This is a genomic window from Sphaerochaeta pleomorpha str. Grapes (genome assembly GCF_000236685.1).
In the GTDB taxonomy this organism is placed as follows: Bacteria; Spirochaetota; Spirochaetia; order Sphaerochaetales; family Sphaerochaetaceae; genus Sphaerochaeta; species Sphaerochaeta pleomorpha.
Genome location: NC_016633.1, coordinates 1,722,447 through 1,739,625, shown reverse-complemented (window position 1 = coordinate 1,739,625; position 17,179 = coordinate 1,722,447). Strand labels below are relative to the sequence as shown.

General features: G+C 44.4%; 12 protein-coding genes. 8 read left to right on the top strand and 4 right to left on the bottom strand.

From position 1 onward, the window contains the following. Nucleotides 1-11: 11 nt before the first annotated feature. From SPIGRAPES_RS07930 to SPIGRAPES_RS07920, 3 genes are read right to left on the bottom strand one after another with little or no spacing between them, the layout of a single operon-like run. On the bottom strand, nucleotides 12-863 hold the full coding sequence (locus SPIGRAPES_RS07930; RefSeq protein ID WP_014270252.1) for a MurR/RpiR family transcriptional regulator: 852 nt from the start codon (nucleotides 861-863) through the stop codon (nucleotides 12-14). A 13-nt stretch (nucleotides 864-876) separates the two neighbouring features. Then, nucleotides 877-1,767, bottom strand: coding sequence for an ROK family protein (locus tag SPIGRAPES_RS07925; protein ID WP_014270251.1), 891 nt, complete (start codon nucleotides 1,765-1,767; stop codon nucleotides 877-879). Then, a complete protein-coding gene (locus tag SPIGRAPES_RS07920) occupies nucleotides 1,748-3,601 on the bottom strand; it encodes a class I mannose-6-phosphate isomerase (RefSeq protein WP_014270250.1) in 1,854 nt (617 codons plus the stop codon). The genes SPIGRAPES_RS07925 and SPIGRAPES_RS07920 overlap by 20 nt, the downstream gene beginning before the upstream one ends. A 278-nt stretch (nucleotides 3,602-3,879) precedes the next feature. Between SPIGRAPES_RS07920 and SPIGRAPES_RS07915 the strand changes: the two genes are divergently transcribed. The 7 genes from SPIGRAPES_RS07915 (at nucleotide 3,880) to SPIGRAPES_RS07885 (ending at nucleotide 14,624) form a co-directional block, all read left to right on the top strand. Then, on the top strand, nucleotides 3,880-4,851 hold the full coding sequence (locus tag SPIGRAPES_RS07915; protein WP_014270249.1) for an ABC transporter permease: 972 nt from the start codon (nucleotides 3,880-3,882) through the stop codon (nucleotides 4,849-4,851). Between the two features lie 15 nt (nucleotides 4,852-4,866). Next, nucleotides 4,867-5,769, top strand: coding sequence for a carbohydrate ABC transporter permease (locus tag SPIGRAPES_RS07910; RefSeq protein WP_014270248.1), 903 nt, complete (start codon nucleotides 4,867-4,869; stop codon nucleotides 5,767-5,769). A 26-nt stretch (nucleotides 5,770-5,795) separates the two neighbouring features. Then, nucleotides 5,796-7,304: an extracellular solute-binding protein gene (locus SPIGRAPES_RS07905; RefSeq protein ID WP_014270247.1), complete on the top strand. Its 1,509-nt coding sequence runs from the start codon at nucleotides 5,796-5,798 to the stop codon at nucleotides 7,302-7,304. Between the two features lie 91 nt (nucleotides 7,305-7,395). Beyond that, the gene (locus SPIGRAPES_RS07900; protein WP_014270246.1) at nucleotides 7,396-9,459 is read left to right on the top strand and encodes a beta-galactosidase; all 2,064 of its coding nucleotides are present in this window, start codon (nucleotides 7,396-7,398) and stop codon (nucleotides 9,457-9,459) included. Further along, entirely contained in the window at nucleotides 9,443-11,530 is a 2,088-nt protein-coding gene (locus SPIGRAPES_RS07895) for a DUF6259 domain-containing protein (protein ID WP_014270245.1), read from the top strand. The genes SPIGRAPES_RS07900 and SPIGRAPES_RS07895 overlap by 17 nt, the downstream gene beginning before the upstream one ends. A 310-nt stretch (nucleotides 11,531-11,840) precedes the next feature. Further along, nucleotides 11,841-13,229, top strand: a complete 1,389-nt coding sequence (locus SPIGRAPES_RS07890) for an RNA-binding domain-containing protein (protein ID WP_245535497.1) — start codon at nucleotides 11,841-11,843, stop codon at nucleotides 13,227-13,229. Between the two features lie 276 nt (nucleotides 13,230-13,505). Continuing rightward, nucleotides 13,506-14,624 (top strand): phosphonoacetaldehyde reductase, encoded by a 1,119-nt coding sequence (locus SPIGRAPES_RS07885; protein ID WP_014270243.1) that lies wholly within the window; start codon nucleotides 13,506-13,508, stop codon nucleotides 14,622-14,624. A gap of 474 nt (nucleotides 14,625-15,098) precedes the next feature. Here the strand turns inward: SPIGRAPES_RS07885 and SPIGRAPES_RS07880 are convergent, their stop codons facing one another. Next, the gene (locus SPIGRAPES_RS07880; protein ID WP_155816683.1) at nucleotides 15,099-15,299 is read right to left on the bottom strand and encodes a hypothetical protein; all 201 of its coding nucleotides are present in this window, start codon (nucleotides 15,297-15,299) and stop codon (nucleotides 15,099-15,101) included. 161 nt (nucleotides 15,300-15,460) lie between these two features. On the opposite strand from SPIGRAPES_RS07880, the gene SPIGRAPES_RS07875 reads away from it, so the two are divergent. Then, nucleotides 15,461-17,155 (top strand): polysaccharide biosynthesis protein, encoded by a 1,695-nt coding sequence (locus SPIGRAPES_RS07875; protein WP_245535490.1) that lies wholly within the window; start codon nucleotides 15,461-15,463, stop codon nucleotides 17,153-17,155. Nucleotides 17,156-17,179 lie beyond the last annotated feature (24 nt).

The window sequence follows — 17,179 nt, the reverse complement described above, 5'->3', positions numbered from 1 at the left end:
GTTTCCTTCTTTTAGTTTTTCCCGGAATGTTTTCGTTGTGCTGCCAACCGGGTCTTGTCAAGATACGGTTTGATTTCATCATACAGACGACTCGATACTGCGGTGTACAGAATATCGACCATCGTCAATTGTCCGATTCGGGATCCCATGGGGCCACTTCTGATCATGGCTTCGGAAGAGGAGGTGAATAGCTTGATGTCAGCCATTTCGCTAAGTTGTGACTTTCCGAATTTTGTAATGGTTATAAGGGTTGCTTCTGTTGCTTTCACTACTTCTGCAGTTTCTATGGTATCCCTCGTTTCGCCCGAATATGAGAGGAGAACGGCAACATCGTCTTTGCGCAAACTCGTGGCTGCAAGGATTTGTTCATGGGGGTCTGGGTTGGAAAGTGTTATCTTGTTGATTCTGAGAAACTTGTTACTTGCATCTTTTGCAACAAGGCCGGAAGAGCCCGCACCGTAAAAATCTATACGGGGTGCTTTGCACAGAGCATCTACGGCTCGATCGAGTGTCTGCATATCGAGTAATGATAGGGTGCTCTCGATTGCTTTCATGTTGCTCATGCATACATTCTTTACGATGGCATCTATGCTGTCCCCTGGATGGATTTCTTCATACACAATGGAACTTTGTTGGTTAAGCTCTTCAGTCAGGACCCTGCATAATTCCTTGAACCCTGAATACCCGACACTTTTGCATAGGCGAACAACCGATGCATTGCTCGTCGCACACGTCTGTGCGAGTTCCCCGATCGACATATGCATAGCTTCTTCAGGAAACTCAAGAATAAATTCAGCAACTTTTTGTTCTTTTGGGGCAAGCGATTTCAATGAATCCTTTATTCGAATATAACAACCGGTCATTGTCTACTTCCTTTTAGAAGAGTTGTGCTGCGCCTACTAAAGGTGCTGTGTCAATAGTTTGTGCCTTACAGACAAAACAATCAATTGAGTATGTTTGCAAAGTCTCAGATAGTGGCGTAATGAGCAGCCTGTCCGCTTTTGCAATCTGTCCCCCGAGGATAAGGCAATCGATGCCTTGTTCCTGTATCAAGGGAGCCACAATATGGCCTACGTGCATTCCGGTTTGCACGAACACCTTTTTGCAGAGTTCATCTCCCTTTCTCGCTTCAAGGTCTATTTCCCTGACAGTTTTACAAAGACTTCCTCCCAGTTCGGTGTACAGGTTCATGATTCCCCGTTTCGAAACGAAATCCTCTGCGGTTTTTCCTTTATAAGGCCGCCTGAAAATACTAATCCCGGGTCCTTGGGACGCATTCAACAGAAGCTTTCCTTGTTTGATGATAGCGAATCCCAAACCGGTTCCGATTATAATTGCAGCGGGAGTATGGAAAGAGCGGTACCGAGGGTCAAGTATCTCCCCAAGGAGGAAAGCCGAAGAATCATGCATGAAACGGACAGGGATATCCTTGGTTGTCTGCTCTATGATTTTCTTCACAGATTGCCCGTATATAGCTGCATACTTATGGGTCATGCGGCTGATTCCCGTTTCGTAGTCGAAAGGTCCGGGAGTGCTCACCGCAATCCCGGAAAGTTTCAGGTGATGCCGGGACGCGAGGCTCAGCCCAGTTTCGATGGCTTTTGCATACCCTTCTTCGATTTCGCCTATCGAACCAGAGGACTGTATCGGAGTTTCTTGAAAATCAACAAGTTCTGAACAGCCCCCGGATTTCAATACTACCCCTAGCTTGATTGTTGTCCCTCCGGCATCCAGTGCCAAAATACAGCTATCGTTCGATGTGTTCATATCCATCTCTCAGCATCGTCTTGTGGATGATAATCTTCCCGACCCCTTGGTTGATCAATTCGTATTTCCCAAAAGAGGAGGGGACGACAATCATATCCATATAGTTTTGAACATAGAACTTATCAGGGTTCTCAAGTGACCGTATCAATACTTTCTCTCCCTCTACAAGGACAAGTACATGGAAGCGATCTTTTGTATCGTCGGTCATCCTTGAGGAAAAACAAAGGTTTCTCAAGGTGAAATACAGTAAGTCATGTTCGCCTACGGTAATTTCTTTGCCTTCTGGGGATTCTCTGACAATTCGGGGTTCCTGGATAAGATTCTTGCGTACCCAGGCGGCTTTCCTTTCTCGCTTCAGTACGGCATCCCCCTGTATCGAATGGATTGGCCTTGGATTTCCGTCAAGGTCTTTCCTGACATAATCGTACATTTTATATGTATAGGACCCAATCGTAAGGCTCCCGATTTCAAGGATTACCTGATTCCTTCCTGAGGCATGTATCGTGCCTGCAGGGATGAGAAACTGCATACCTGGCTTTGAGGCCTCTGAATGAACATAGGCGTCATGGTCGAAGGGGAGTCCGTTTTTCTCTGATTTTTTACATTCGTCGATAAATTCTTCTACATCGCAGGTTTCGGTAAATCCGCAATAGGTTTTTGCTTCCTGCCCGGCAACTACAATGTAGTAACTCTCGTCCTGCCTTCCCAATTCATTGTTATGTTCTTTTACATACTTGCTGTCTGGATGACACTGGATAGACATATTTCCGCTCGCATGGAACGTATCATCGTAATTAAACCGTATGGGGAAGTATCCATCGAATTTTTCACAGCAGGTTCTTCCCATCAGAAGCTCGCCTACGGTCTGGACAAACCCGAAGAATGGGAATTCAATTTCTTTGTCCTGCAGTTTCGCCACTATCGACACTTCCATGGGAATAAGGTCAAACACCCATGCGCAATTTTTCATGGTATCGGGGAGGTTTCGAAGATGTTTGACATAAAAGCCACCCCATACCCCTTCCAGATAAACGGGTCTGCATCGAAACGGATACCTGACCAGAGTCTCGCAAATTGCAATATAACTGGCAAGAGGCAACAATTGGATGGAATTGATGTCGTCAGCTGCCAGATAGTAATCCAGCTGGCGGGATGCAATGAGTTTTCCCCTCAGTGCGGCGGCAACTTCAAAATCCACATAGTAAGCATGGCGAAGTGTCTCTTTATAAGGTTTTGGACTGGTATATCCCAGATTCTTTGTCTTTGCCTGTTTGATGTTCAATACGGTTCTTTTCTGGGTCAGGTCAAGGTAACAGCGAATATCGGATAGTTCCACCAATGCATCACAGAGGGCGCCATTTCCCGAAAGTATATACACTCCTTCTCCTGAATCCTTGAATGCAAGTATCCTCTGGATTTTTGCTGTGACTTTGGCTGTGTCCATCAGCCCTTCGTACCCATTTGCATAGAGTTTGCCGTACAGCAGCGGAGGATCCATCGTCCTGTCTTGTGGCAAATTGTCAGAAAGCCTGGCATCCAATTCCGATTCTTCCAAATACAGATTGTTTGTTTCACTATTGGTGATGGCAATATTTTCCTGTAGGAGCAATCGCGCGACTTGGAGAGCCAGCACTCCAAAGGGTGCACTGGTATAACCATCCAGCGATAAAACACAGGTTCTTTTCTCTGCAAGTGTCTCTTGTATGCGTTTGGCAAGCATAGCGGAACAATCTTGCAGGCCAAAGCATATGGTGTCCGATATATCTTTTCCTACGGCAATTTCATTTATGGCGTTTGGGTCATCATAGGGAAACGGGTTATACATAAAGCTCATAGCATTCACCTCACTTGTTTTACCCTAAGAAGGGTTTTTGAATTCTTTTTTATCATAGACTTCCACCTGTAAAATGTCAATTAAAAAGTACAATGATGAAAATAACTAAAGAAAAAATACTTGTATAAAAATAATAAAAATAGATAATATATAAAGTTAATATTTTTAATTTAAAAAAATATTAGCAAAAAATTTCATTAAAACAAATAAATATTGAAAAAATTAATTGACAATAGAATCAACTGAGTTATACTAAACCATGTCTTGTGGAGAATTAAATGAAGTACGGAAAAAAGCAGTTCGGCACAAAAGCTACACAGTCTATATGTCCTTTGAAGAAAAAGCTTATGACAGATATAAGACGGGATACCTTGCTCTATGTGATGCTTGTACCTGGGATAGTGTATGTCTTGATGTTTAAATACGCCCCTATGTTTGGCGTTTCCATCGCTTTCAGAGACTATAGTATTTTTCGTGGTTTCTCAGATGCTCCTTTTGTGGGAATGGCAAACTTCCAGAAATTGTTTTCCCGTTCTGCATTCATCAGGGCCCTCCGTAACAATGTCCTTATCAGTGTCCTTAAGCTTATCCTGGGGTTCCCTTTCCCTATTATATTGTCGCTTATGATCAGTGAGATTTATTTCAGCGGGGCGAAGAAATTCGTACAGACTGCCGTAATCCTTCCCAATTTTGTTTCGTGGATTGTTATAAACGGCATACTTTTCGCAATGTTCAATACCTCAAGCGGGGCGATACCTGGATTGATGAGATCGTTGGGCTATACCGGCGATATCACGAATATCATGAATCAGAAGGAAACCTTTGTCTGGGTTATTGTCTTTTCGCATATCTGGAAAGGGGCAGGCATGGGTACTATTGTATATCTTGCTTCTATAGCAGGAATTGACAGGAACCTGTACGAGGCTGCCTCTATAGACGGTGCCGGCCGATTCAGAAAAATGTGGCATATTACCCTGTCTTCGATTCGTCCTACCATCGTTGTGCTGCTCATCTTCAGAGTTGGGGAAATGATGTACGCCGGTTTTGACCAGATTTTTGCCATATCGAATTATCTGGTTGTTTCCAATGCCGATATTATCGATACCTTTGTCTATAGGTTGGGCCTGGAGCAGCAGAAGTTTTCCGAGGCTGCGGCTGCAGGGTTGTTCCAGTCTGCCATTGGATTGACGCTGGTGCTTATAACCAATGCAATTGCAAAAAAAATAGATGCTGATAGCGGCATAATGTAAAAGAGGGTTGCTGCAATGGGAAGTAAACGTTCAAGACGAGTGAAGGAATCTTTTTCCGATCGAATATTCTTGCTTTTAATCTATGCTTTTCTTGGGGTTTTCTGTTTTACCACGGTTTATCCTTTTTGGCATGTGATGATGTATTCATTCAGCAATTCAAAGGCTGCTATGTCAGGGGGGCTGTTTTTTAGACCGAGAAATTTTGATTTGCTTGCCTATAAGATGATTTTTAGAACCAGCCAAATATTCGTAGCGTATAGGAATACAATTCTCAGAACCCTTGTAGGGACCAGCTTGAGTATGGTTCTCAGTGTTCTTACAGCTTATCCTCTTTCGAAAAAACGCCTAAGAGGGCGTTCCTGGATTTCCATGCTTGTCTTTTTCACCATGCTATTCAATGGCGGTATGATCCCCACCTATCTGATTGTGCAAGCCTACGGGCTTATCGACACGTTCTGGGCCCTGGTCCTTCCCTTGGCAATGAATGCCTATAACATGTTTATTCTAAGGAATTATTTCAAGACCATTCCCGATTCCCTGGAAGAAAGCGCATTCATCGATGGTGCCGATTCTTTCACTATCCTCTGGAAAATTATCATTCCCGTCTCTACACCAGCCTTGGCTGCGGTGACTATGTTCTATGGCGTAAACAATTGGAATGCCTATCTTGATGGTATCCTGTATATCAATTCTACCAGCTTGGAAATACTCCAGGTATATTTGAGAAAACTGTTGGCTTCAACAGGTACGCTGAATTCACTTTCTGGTATTACCGGCTTGGCTGAAGCAGCCAGTCTTTCTGAAGAGAGTATGAAAATGGCTACTATAGCTGTGTCTATATTTCCTGTATTGGTCGTATACCCATTTATCCAACGCTATTACACCAGTGGCATCACAGCTGGTGCTGTAAAGGAATAGTATTTTTCAAAAAAGGAGATTTGGAAATGAAGAAAAAATTGGTTCTATTGGTTTTGTTGACTTTGTTTTGTGTGTCGGTTTTTGCAAACGGAAAAACAGAAACCCCTGCAGGGAATGAAGGACCGGTTTCTTTGACTTGGATGCTATATGGAGACAATACCCCTACTGAGGAGAATTCTGTAATCAAGGCATTAGAGGAAAAGCTAGGGATTGATTTGACTGTTATCTATGTTCCTGAGGCCGACTATATGTCAAAACTCAATACCTTGATCGCAGCAAGGAATCTCCCAGATGTTTTCTGGATGGACGGAAAGAAGCTTGATGTAGTGGAATTCAGGGATCAAGGGATGTTGATGAAACTGGATTCCCTTTTGGATACATATGGTCAGACTGTCTTATCAGAAGTCAGTGACAATCTTTTGAAATCACCGGTAAATCAAAAAGATGGTATTTATGCTTTGACCCCTGCTTCCCTGAACTATACCTCGAATCTTTCAATTAGAACTGATTGGCTGAAGAATCTAGGGATGACTATGCCAACGAACCTGGATGAACTCTATATGGTTCTCGATGCCTTCTCAAATAAGGACCCGGATGGAAACGGCATAGATGATACCGTTGGATATATCGGTACAATGGCTTCCATGAGGACGTTCGAGCATATCTTCGGGGCTTTTGGCATTTGCGTTGATATGCCGTACCTGATGGATAATGGAACGGTCACCACCTATATGAAAGCTCCTTTATATCTTGATGCCATTAAGTATCTGAGAAAACTCTACCAGAATGGCCTTTTGGATTCTGATTTTGCCACGATGCCATTGATGAGTGCCTTCGAGAAGCTCTGGACTGGAAGAACCGGGGTGTTTGATTTCCAGAATGTCGGAACCACCAATAACTGGATGCCTGGGCGGTATACCGAACCTATTCCCCCTACTTTTGGGTTTGCTGTCCTTGCTGGCCCTGGAGGGAAGGGTGGGGCAATCAAGCAATATCCTAGATACCAATATTATAACGCAATTGCTTCAACCTGCAAAAATCCGGAAAAGGCAATGGAACTGATAAATTATCTGTACGGACAAGAAGGGGACGAACTTACATACCTAGGTATTGAGGGCGTTCATTATAGCTGGGTCGATAAGGAAAATGGCAAATTCAAATTGCTGAATGAATTTGTTGATCCTGCGACCTACCGTGCCGATGGGGCCTTTGTTTATAACCATATGTGGCCATTGGTAAATACAGAGGTACGTACGTTGAATAAACAGACACAGGAAGGACAAGCCTTTGCAAGGGAACATAGTATCGGGTATCCGAATATTATACAGTCCTTGGATTCTCTCGGTGAGTATGGTTCAACACTAAGGGATATAACCAAAGAGGCTTTTGCGCAACTCATCGTGACAAAAGGAAACCTCGAGGCCGAATACAAAGGGTTTGTTGAACGTTGGAACAATGAAGGTGGTTTGGAATTTGAAAAAGAGGCGACTGCTGCCTATGCTGCCCAGCTTGCGGCAGAGAAACTCTCAAATTAAAGCATAAAAGAATTCTCTTTTAGAAGTATGTCTATGGGGAAAGACTCAGGTATCCCCATAGATTTTTTCATAATGAGAAGAGGAGCCTGTGTTGGATACTTCGATTGCATTGACTGACCTTTCGATAGTCTCAGGAGAAAAAGATGAAACATCCCAAACTCTTAGGATATTGCCTAACGATAAGGATTTTTTCTGTCTGACATATAAAAAACCTAGCAACAGGGACATCTGGAATCCCGATAGGTACCTGTGCATTGACCTTATCATCGATACCGATCGAATGCCGACTGTATATTTTGACTTTGTAAGCCATAGTGATGGTACAGAACATATACTTTCGGTCTATTACTTCCTTATTCCTACGGCACGGGTGAAAATGGTGGTAAAGCTTTCAGAATTGGATTCGCACCGATATTTTACCCCAACGTACCCAGGGTCTTTCAAAGGGCATGTCCGCGGAGAACCGACATGTATCGATTCGATTGATGAGATTCGGATTCGCATGGGAACGGCTGTAGGGTTTCAGAGCGTAGAAATCTTTTCGCTATGCCTGAAAGACACTCTTGGCGATATGCAGGTACTAGGGCATCCGTTGGTTGATGAAATGGGGCAACGGAAGGGATATCAATGGCCAGGAAAGATGGAATCAGTCAATGAGATGGTTTCCTATCTGAGAACAGAGCTTGCGAATGCAAAGGGTGCGTCTTCGTATCCTTCCGGATGGAGTCGGTATGGCGGATACAGGAAACTGAAATTCGATGCTACCGGATATTTCCATTCACACCACGACGGAAAACGTTGGTGGCTGGTAGACCCCGATGGCTATGCATTTCTCAGCAACGGTATCTGTTATGGGGCCAGGATGGGGGTGCATGGGTTTGTAGACCAGATGGAAGACCTATTTGATTGGCTGCCGGACCCTGATGATGCAATGTGGAAGGACTGTTGGACAGAAGCTTCAAAAATTCCTGAATTTGTAAAAAGGAATGGAAAAGAAAGCGGAAAAGGCCGGCGGATGTTCAATTTTGCACGGGCAAACATGATCAGGGCTTTTGGCCCAGATGCTTGGTGGGATGCCTGGGTAACCATAAATGCGGCAAGGATTCGTCGTTGGGGATTTAATACGATTGGTGTTGGGGTGAACACCTATACGGATGAGCATGTGGAGGCCTTCCTTGAAAAGGCCAACATCCCTTTCGTTTTGACGCTGAAAGATTTTCCATTGACCAAGAAAACAATTTACCGGGATTTTCCCGATGTGTTCAGTGAGGAATATAGGCTTGCATCCAAAACATTTGCCGAGCAACAGCTTGCAGCCTATCGGGGAAATCCCCTGCTCATCGGGTATTTTATTACCAACGAGCCGGAATGGCTATTCCAGCAAACTACCAATCCTGCCGAGAGACTGTTGGCCCAAGACGGGGATTCTGCGAGTAAGAATGCCCTCATCGATTTTCTGCAAAAAAGATATGGGGATATCATGTACCTGAATGAAGCCTGGAATCTGGATTTGCAGAGTTTTTCTGATTTGAAAAAACCCATGGAACATGCTGATATGTATAGCGAACAATCCAAAAAGGATCTACTGGATTTCAGGGACATCCTCATTCAGAAATATTGTGAGGTCCCTTCAGTGGCCGCCAGAGAGGTTGACCCTGAACATTTGAATCTAGGTATGCGTTATAGCCAGCTTACCCCTATGGAATTTGCAGGTAATGATGCATTCGATGTGTGTTCGTTCAATTGTTATCGCCCAAGCCCTCGTCCTATGCTGGACATTCTCAAAGAGAAGGCAAATTGTCCTGGCCTTATCGGTGAGTGGCATATTGCTGCCAGGGAAATGAGGAACTTTGCAACGGGTCTGGTATCTTCCCCTACCCAAGAAGAGAGGACAAAAGCAATCCGGTATTATTTTGAACAGGCTGTTTCCCACGTATCCTGCGTAGGTTTACACTATTTTGAAATGAATGATCAGCCTGTTCTTGGGAGATTTGATGGAGAATGCATGCAGCATGGACTGATTAGCATTGCTAATGTTCCCTATGCCAGTCTTTCCAAGGCAATGGAAGAATTTGCTCAAACTATGTACGAATTAGCAAATGGGGATTTGGAACCCATACAAGAAAAGGGAGCTATTTATGGAATTCATGCATGAGGTCGGTACGTTCGAAGAAACCATTCAAAATGAATGGTATACGGTATCGGTGGATAATCATGGACGACTGATTCATTTGGAACGTAGGGGAAGCGGGTATGGAAATATTGTCTGTGATCCAGGACCTGGTTTGTTCCGCGCGGTGTTGAAAAACAAAGAGAACTGGGAAGATGTCGCAGGTAGTGAAAACCAGCGATATGCAATCAGGGTAGAAGGAAACACAATATTTTTGACAACAGGGTTTCTTCAGACAAGAGACAGGAAGGCCTCGGTAGAGGTGACTTTGGTTATCAGTCTGGATGGGAAAAAGATTGTCTTTGAAGCCGATATCAAAAATAACGAGGATGGCTTGGTCACTGATGTGTATTATCCTTGTGTCGGAGGTATTTCCACACTGAAAGGAGGGAAACCGAGTCTTTTGTGGCCGGATTGTGCGGGACAGAAAATAGACAATATTGCGGAATCTCTCGGGTCCCAAGGAGAGTGGGGAGGGCCCCAGGTTTTGAAAGCTTCCTATCCGGGTTCCTTGAGCATGCAATGGATGAGCCTCGTTGATGATGATGAGGTTTTGTATTATGCAGGCCATGATAGTCTATTCCATACAAGCTCGCTACGTGTGGTCAGCATAGAAGCTCTGAAGGGGCGGCAGGTACTACTGGAGACAGACAAAATGGCTTTTGTACGTCAGGGCGAAACTTGGCATTGCCCTTCCTGCATCCTGTCGCTGTACAAAGGTACTTGGAGGGAAGGTGCCGATGAATACGTTTCCTGGTGCAAGACTTGGAGAAAACCAGTAAAAAAGATCAAATGGGCACAGGATATGAATGGGTATTTTCTGGTAATCGCCAAGCAGCAATATGGTGACGAGCTCTGGGATTATGCATCGCTTCCTTCCTTGTATGACTATGCAAAGACGTACGGCTGTGATGTCCTCGGCCTGTTTGGCTGGTTTGATTCAGGGCATGACAACCAATATCCTGATCTCACTGTTTCTCTGACGCTCGGGGGAGCAGAGGTGTTAAAACAGAAAATACGCGAAATCCAGGCCGATGGGGGCCGTATTACGTTGTATTATCAAGGACATCTGATGGATGTGAAGTCGAAGTTTTATGAAGAGAAGGGAAAGGAGCTTGAAGGAAGGAACATCTGGGATACTCCCTACTATGAAGATTACTCGAAATCTCACGCTAGTGATTTCCTCTCATTTTTTTCCAAAAAGAAATTTTCCACGGTTTGCCCATCTTGTACCGAATGGCATGATTTAATGGTTGAAAAAGCAAAATGGGTAGCTTCCTTTGGTCCCGACGGAATCCTCTACGACCAGATCGGAGGTATGCCCTCTTATCCCTGTTTCAATGAAAAGCACCAGCATATGCATAATCGTCCTTCTCTTTCCTATACACAGGGAAGGCTCGCGTTGCTTAAAAAGATTCATGACCAAGCCAGAACCCTTGGGGATGAGTTCATATTTATGACTGAGCATGAAACGGATGTGTATTCCCAGTTCCCTGATATTCTGCATGGAATAGGGATTTGTCCTCCTTCTCGTAATAAAATGAAGAAAGCAGGGGATTCCTGGACTTCTCTTTCCAGTTCTGCCCCCCAGATGTTCAGGTACTGTTTTCCAGAGATCATCATGACCCTCCGTAATCCTAATCCGTTTCTTGACCGTAGATATGTCAATTATGCGATTGCCTTTGGTTTCCGGTTTGAGATGGAAATACGATACCTGGGTGACAGGCAGGTCTTGGTTGACAATGAGCAGTCCGAAATGGCGCTGTACGCAAGAAAGGCAGGCGCGCTGCGTAGGAAATACAAGGATATGTTGCTTGAAGGTTTGTTCAGGGACCAAGAGAATATTCAAAACGAGAATCCCCAAGTCTATTGTTCCTTGTTTGAAGGGAAGGCTCGGTCCTGTCTGGTTCTCTGGAATGACACGGTAACTACCCAAACGGTTTCACTTTCCTATAAAAACAAGACCATTACGGGTTGGGAAACAATAGATGCAAACGGTGAGGGGATTCCCAAAGAAATTGACGGGGATACGTTCATGATTCTTTTATTGGCGTAATTCTGGTTTTTCGCTTTTGCAGAAAATGAAGTCCCTCGATCGGACTGGGTGAAAATCGTGTTCATCGGTCAGACGGTCGAGGGCTTGGTGCAATCTTTCCCAAGCAACTGGCATGCTTGCCCGTTTTCTCTTCTTGTTCACCTCCGACTTTGATACAAGTCTTTGTGATAGCAGTACAAGCCTCCTTGGGGAGGTTTTTTGTGTCTAAAAATTGAGTGGATCAACTGCATCCTAAAACACTTTGCATGAAAGTGAAAATTCACCTTTTTATGTGAATATTCACAAATAAGTGAATATTCACTTGGAAAAAGTGAATATTCGTTCTGCCATGGAAGCGTATGGTTACGGGAGGTTGAAATCAGTGAAATATAAGACCGAGAGAATCGAATTCAAGAGCCAATGGAGTGAGGCCTTCTGTAAGGAAGTCATTGCCTTTGCGAATTCAGATGGAGGATATCTATACATCGGAGTTGATGATACTGGCACCCAAGTAGGCGTGGCAGATGTTGATGAAACCTATAATCTGATCACCAACGTAATCAGGGACAGTATTCTTCCGGATATTACCATGTTCATCAAGTATACGCTTCAAGAAAATCATGTGATTTGCCTTGAAATCAGTGAAGGTGCCAACAAACCGTATTATTTACATAGGAAGGGCTTAAAACCTTCTGGGGTGTATGTGAGGCAAGGCTCTTCTTCAGTGCCTGCTTCGCCAGAACAGATACGGCAGATGATCAGGAATGCGGATGGAGATGCGTATGAGGATATGCGTTCATTGGTACAGGACCTCACTTTTAAGCAAGCCAAGGAAACGTTTGCCCAAAAGTCTGTAGCTTTTCAAAAAGAACAGTTCCCAAGGCTTGGAATGTGTGACCTCTCTGGATTATTTACAAACGTGGGTCTGTTGCTTTCCGATCAGTGTGAGCATTCGATAATGGTCGCTGTATATGCTGATGAAGCGAAAACCCTATTCAAAGATACCAGAGAATTCAAAGGGTCAGTGCTCAAGCAACTGGAAAGTACGTATTCCTATCTCATGCTGTGCAACCAGAACCAAGCAAAGATTACTGGCTTGGATCGTGTTGACCGTTTCGACTATCCAGCGGAGGCTATTCGTGAAGCGCTCTTGAATGCAATCGTACATCGAGACTATGCCTATAGTGGGAGCATTATTATCAATATCATAGGGAGTCAGATGGAATTTATTTCAATCGGTGGACTTGTTTCAGGTTTGACTATCGCAGATATCGGAACTGGTATCTCCCAGCCTCGAAATCGTCATCTTGCCGATATTTTCCATCGGCTTGGTTTTGTAGAATCCTATGGGACGGGGGTTCGCAAGATACACGAGCTCTATAAAGACTTCAAAGAGCCTGTTCGAATCGAAGTCACCCCAAACACATTTAAGATGATTCTTCCAAACCAGAATAAAACCATGGGAAAAGAAAGCGACGTTGTTTCTGCAAAGGAACCTCTGGTCAATCGAGAGCTTTCACCCCAAACAAGGCAGATTTTTGACCAGATTATACGTAATGGTTTTACAACCGATGAAGAGGTTCAGAAATTGCTCGGTATTAAGAAGACACGAGCCTATATTTTGGTCAAGCAGATGATTGATGCTGGATTGCTTGAAGTGCGTGGGCGGGGGATTGGCAAAAAGTATTTGATAAAGGCTCCTTCTTTAGACGTCAAATAGGAATACTTCTTTTTGTGCTGAAAGATCACCCCTTGTATGGGTTTGTTTTGGAATGGTAGAACCTTGGTACCAGGGCTGGAAATAAGGACAGAGCAATTCGTTTCTCCCGTTTCCTCTTCCTGTTCACTTCCGACTTTGATACAAGTCTTTGTGATAGCGGTGCAAGCCTCATTAAGGAAGGCTTGTACCAATGGACATGATGACTGCTTGGTCGGGCATTGCTTTCTGCTTTCTTTGAGCCTGTGCTATACTATTGCTATCCATGGAGGGTTTTCTATGTCAGAACAAACCATCATCCTAGGCGACAAGCATTGCCAGAAACTCAAATCCATCTTGCACCAACACAGTGCAAAGCGCTTCTTGTTAGTCTGTGGTTCATCCTTCCAGACTCTGCCCATTGCGCACGCTTTTGAGTCTTTGGGAATTCCCTATTCTATATTCAATTCCTTTGGTTCCAATCCCAAGTATGAGGATATCGTCAAGGGAGTTGATTTTTTCCGCTCAGAATCCTGTGATTTCATCGTAGCGGTTGGGGGTGGCAGCTGCCTGGATGTAGCAAAATGCATCAAGCTCTTTAGCTCCCTGGAACCAGGTTCGATGTACTTGAAACAGGAATATAAGGAAAACTCAATTCCCCTGTTAGCCATACCTACCACAGCGGGGACAGGGAGTGAATCGACACGGTATGCCATTATCTATTACCGTGGGGAGAAACACTCGGTGGTGCATGAAAGCCTGGTACCTGCCTATGCAATCTTGGAGCCAAGCGTACTGGAAGGACTGCCGCTCTACCAAAAGAAATGCACTATGCTCGATGCCTTTTGCCAGGCAGTAGAGTCGTGGTGGTCGCTCAGTGCCACCGATGAGAGCAAAGCCTATGCCAAAAAGGCAGTGGTTTTGTTCCTGAACCACTACGCTGAGTTCTTGGCCAACTATTCTGAGGGCAATGAAGGAATGCTCCTTGCTTCCAACTGGGCAGGACAAGCGATCAATATCACACAGACTACAGCCCCCCATGCAATGAGCTATAAGCTTTCCTCACTGTTTTCTTTGCCCCATGGGCATGCGGTAGCTCTGTGTTTCCCGGTAGTCTGGCAGTACATGCTGGAAAACCTAGAGGCAAGTAACAAAGACAGGGGCGAGAAGTATTTCGAACATCTGTTCAACGAGATAGCCAGTACCATGGGGTTTTCGTATCCCTTGCAGGCCATCACGTGGTTTGAGAAGTTATTGGAGAACCTTGGCATTACGCCTCCGATTGACCCTGATAGCAGCGTACTTCCCAAGCTGGTAAAATCAGTGAACTTGGACCGGTTGAAGAATTCCCCGGTGGGAATGGATAGCGAAACTTTGGAAAGGTTGTATAGGCAAGTGTTGAAAATGCAAGATTCCTGATTCGGGAAGCAATAAAAATTTTATAAAAGGTAAAAAATAAAGAAGAATAAAGAAAAATAAAAAAATAGAGAAAAAGAAACTAAGAAAACAAAATAATCACTGTTGGAAAACCCAAGCCTAGGTTGCTTGGGTTTTCCTGTTTTGTAAACATTGCTTATTTTTTTGTTCCAGAAAGTGCCAATTTAGTATGCCGATATTTCTTCAAAACAGGTTGGTTTTCTCGGTTTTCCTTTCTAAGGGGCTTTGTATCAGTGTTGTTGGTAGGTTTTTTTATACTGAAATTCCCTCTCTTTTAGTGATGTTTAATCTCTGGTTTTACTCTATGTCCATTAGTTAGAATTCTTTTTGGTATAATAAATTATAAAAACCCACAGAGTTTTTTTGCATGCGAATTTTGTTTACAGAATATTCTTTTGGTGATAACCTAAGGATATCAAATTGGATTGTATACATAATGATATACAGTCTAATCGCCTAGTCTTTTATACTACCGGTCCGCCCTGGTATGAAAGCTTCAGGGACTGCTTCCTTCCAGATTTTCTGGGTTGGGGGTGTTTTATTCTTTTTTCTGAAAAACTTATTCCCTGAGGCAAAAATTCTCGCTATTTCGGTTAGGTCTTTTCCCCTTTTCTGGTTTTTTACTCTTTTTATGTGTGTTTTTGCTACTCTTCCCATCCCAAACCAGATATAAACCGAGGCTATGCACAATGCTATCACGGAGAACATGTCAGCTTCTGCTCATCTTGCTCGATATCCTAATTCTTTTGGGGTGTGGCTATCTCGCCCTATGGATTGTATTTCATACTTTTATACCAAGTAATTTTTACATAGTTTCATTGGTAAATGCCATTTCGATAGTCCTGCTGCTTTTTGTCGTCAAGTTCTACAGGGTTTATATCGGTGAGAGTTCTGTAGACTTGCTCGGTCGTGGGCTTGCAGGTTTTCTCCCGATGTTTTTTATAGCAGTGTTATCCATAGCCCTCTTCGATTCTTTAACCTCTCTATGGATTCCTTTCATATTGGTCGCTGACGGGTCGGCATTTCTCTGCATCCTGGGAGTGAGGGAGTTGTACCGCAGTGTTTTGAACAAGAAAAACATAATCCATGCCAATGGATTTCCCCGGGCCCTTGTCTATGGGGCAGGGGAAATAGGGATAACAATTGTCCGTCAGTTCCAGAAAGGCAACGTGCCCTATCATGTCGTAGGGTTTGTCGATGATGAACCAACGCTTCTTGGTTCATATATTGTAGGAATGAAGGTTCTTGGTGCAATCGATACGCTCGGGGTACTCCTGTCCTCCTATACGTGTTCTGTTTTGATCATAGCTATTTCCCAGATCGACCAAGAACATGTATTCAAGGCAATTGATGCGGCCAAGGAACACGGTTGTGAGGTCAAGATAATTCCCCGGCTCTTTGAAATGCAGCAGGGAGCCAGGGAATTTGACCTTCGCAATCTTGATTATGCAGATCTTTTGGGCAGACCGCTTACCTACATCGACCGGGAACCGACACAGCGGATGGTGAAGGGCAAGCGGGTGCTGGTCACCGGAGCTGGTGGTAGTATCGGGAGCGAAATATGCCGCCAGCTCCTTTCCTTTGGTCCTACGCAGTTGGTCTTGCTCGATAATGATGAGACGGAATTACACGACCTGTCGTTGAGGCTTCACAACTACCAGAAGGAGTGGAGCGACTTCATTGTTCCTGTTATCTGCGATATCAAGAACGCGGCGAAAATAGATAGGATTTATGAGAAATTCCATCCACAGATTGTATTCCATGCTGCTGCCTACAAGCATGTGCCACTTCAGGAACTCTATCCTGAGGAAGCTATTACCACCAATATAGGTGGGTCGTACAACGTGCTCAAGGGGGCTAGGGACCACAGTGTGGAAAAGGTGGTGGTTATCTCAACCGACAAGGCGGTAAACCCGACTTCCATCATGGGAGCTACCAAACGGGTGGTCGAACAGATTGCGAGCATGCTGACCACTGATGCGACTGAGATGGTCTGTGTCCGCTTTGGCAACGTCCTGGGAAGCCGTGGTTCGATGCTCCCCCTCTTCATGGACCAGATCAAGGCCGGCGTACCGATAACCGTGACGCATAAAGATATCATTAGGTACTTCATGGCCATCCCCGAGGCTGTAGGCCTCGTCTTCAAGGCCGCCTCGATGGCCAAGGGCGGGGAGGTCATGGTCCTGGATATGGGCCAACCGGTAAATATCTATGACTTTGCCCAGAAGCTCATCCGCTACTACGGGAATTCCCAAAGCAAGATAGTGATCACCTCCCTTCGGCCTGGTGAGAAACTCTATGAAGAATTGTTGGCCAACAAGGATGTGACTCTTCCCACAGAAGACAAACTGGTCTTCAAGGCGATTGTCGATAACCATGTCTTGACCTTGGAAGCTTTCCAAAAGATCTACGAATCCTTGGAAACGGACCCGATAGAAAAGCTACTGGAGGAACTCCAGATGCTGGTGCCGGAATTTGTAGTACAACAGCGTAGTTCTCCTTTAGCCCATTAGCCTTTTTTGTCTGCTGGGAGTTAC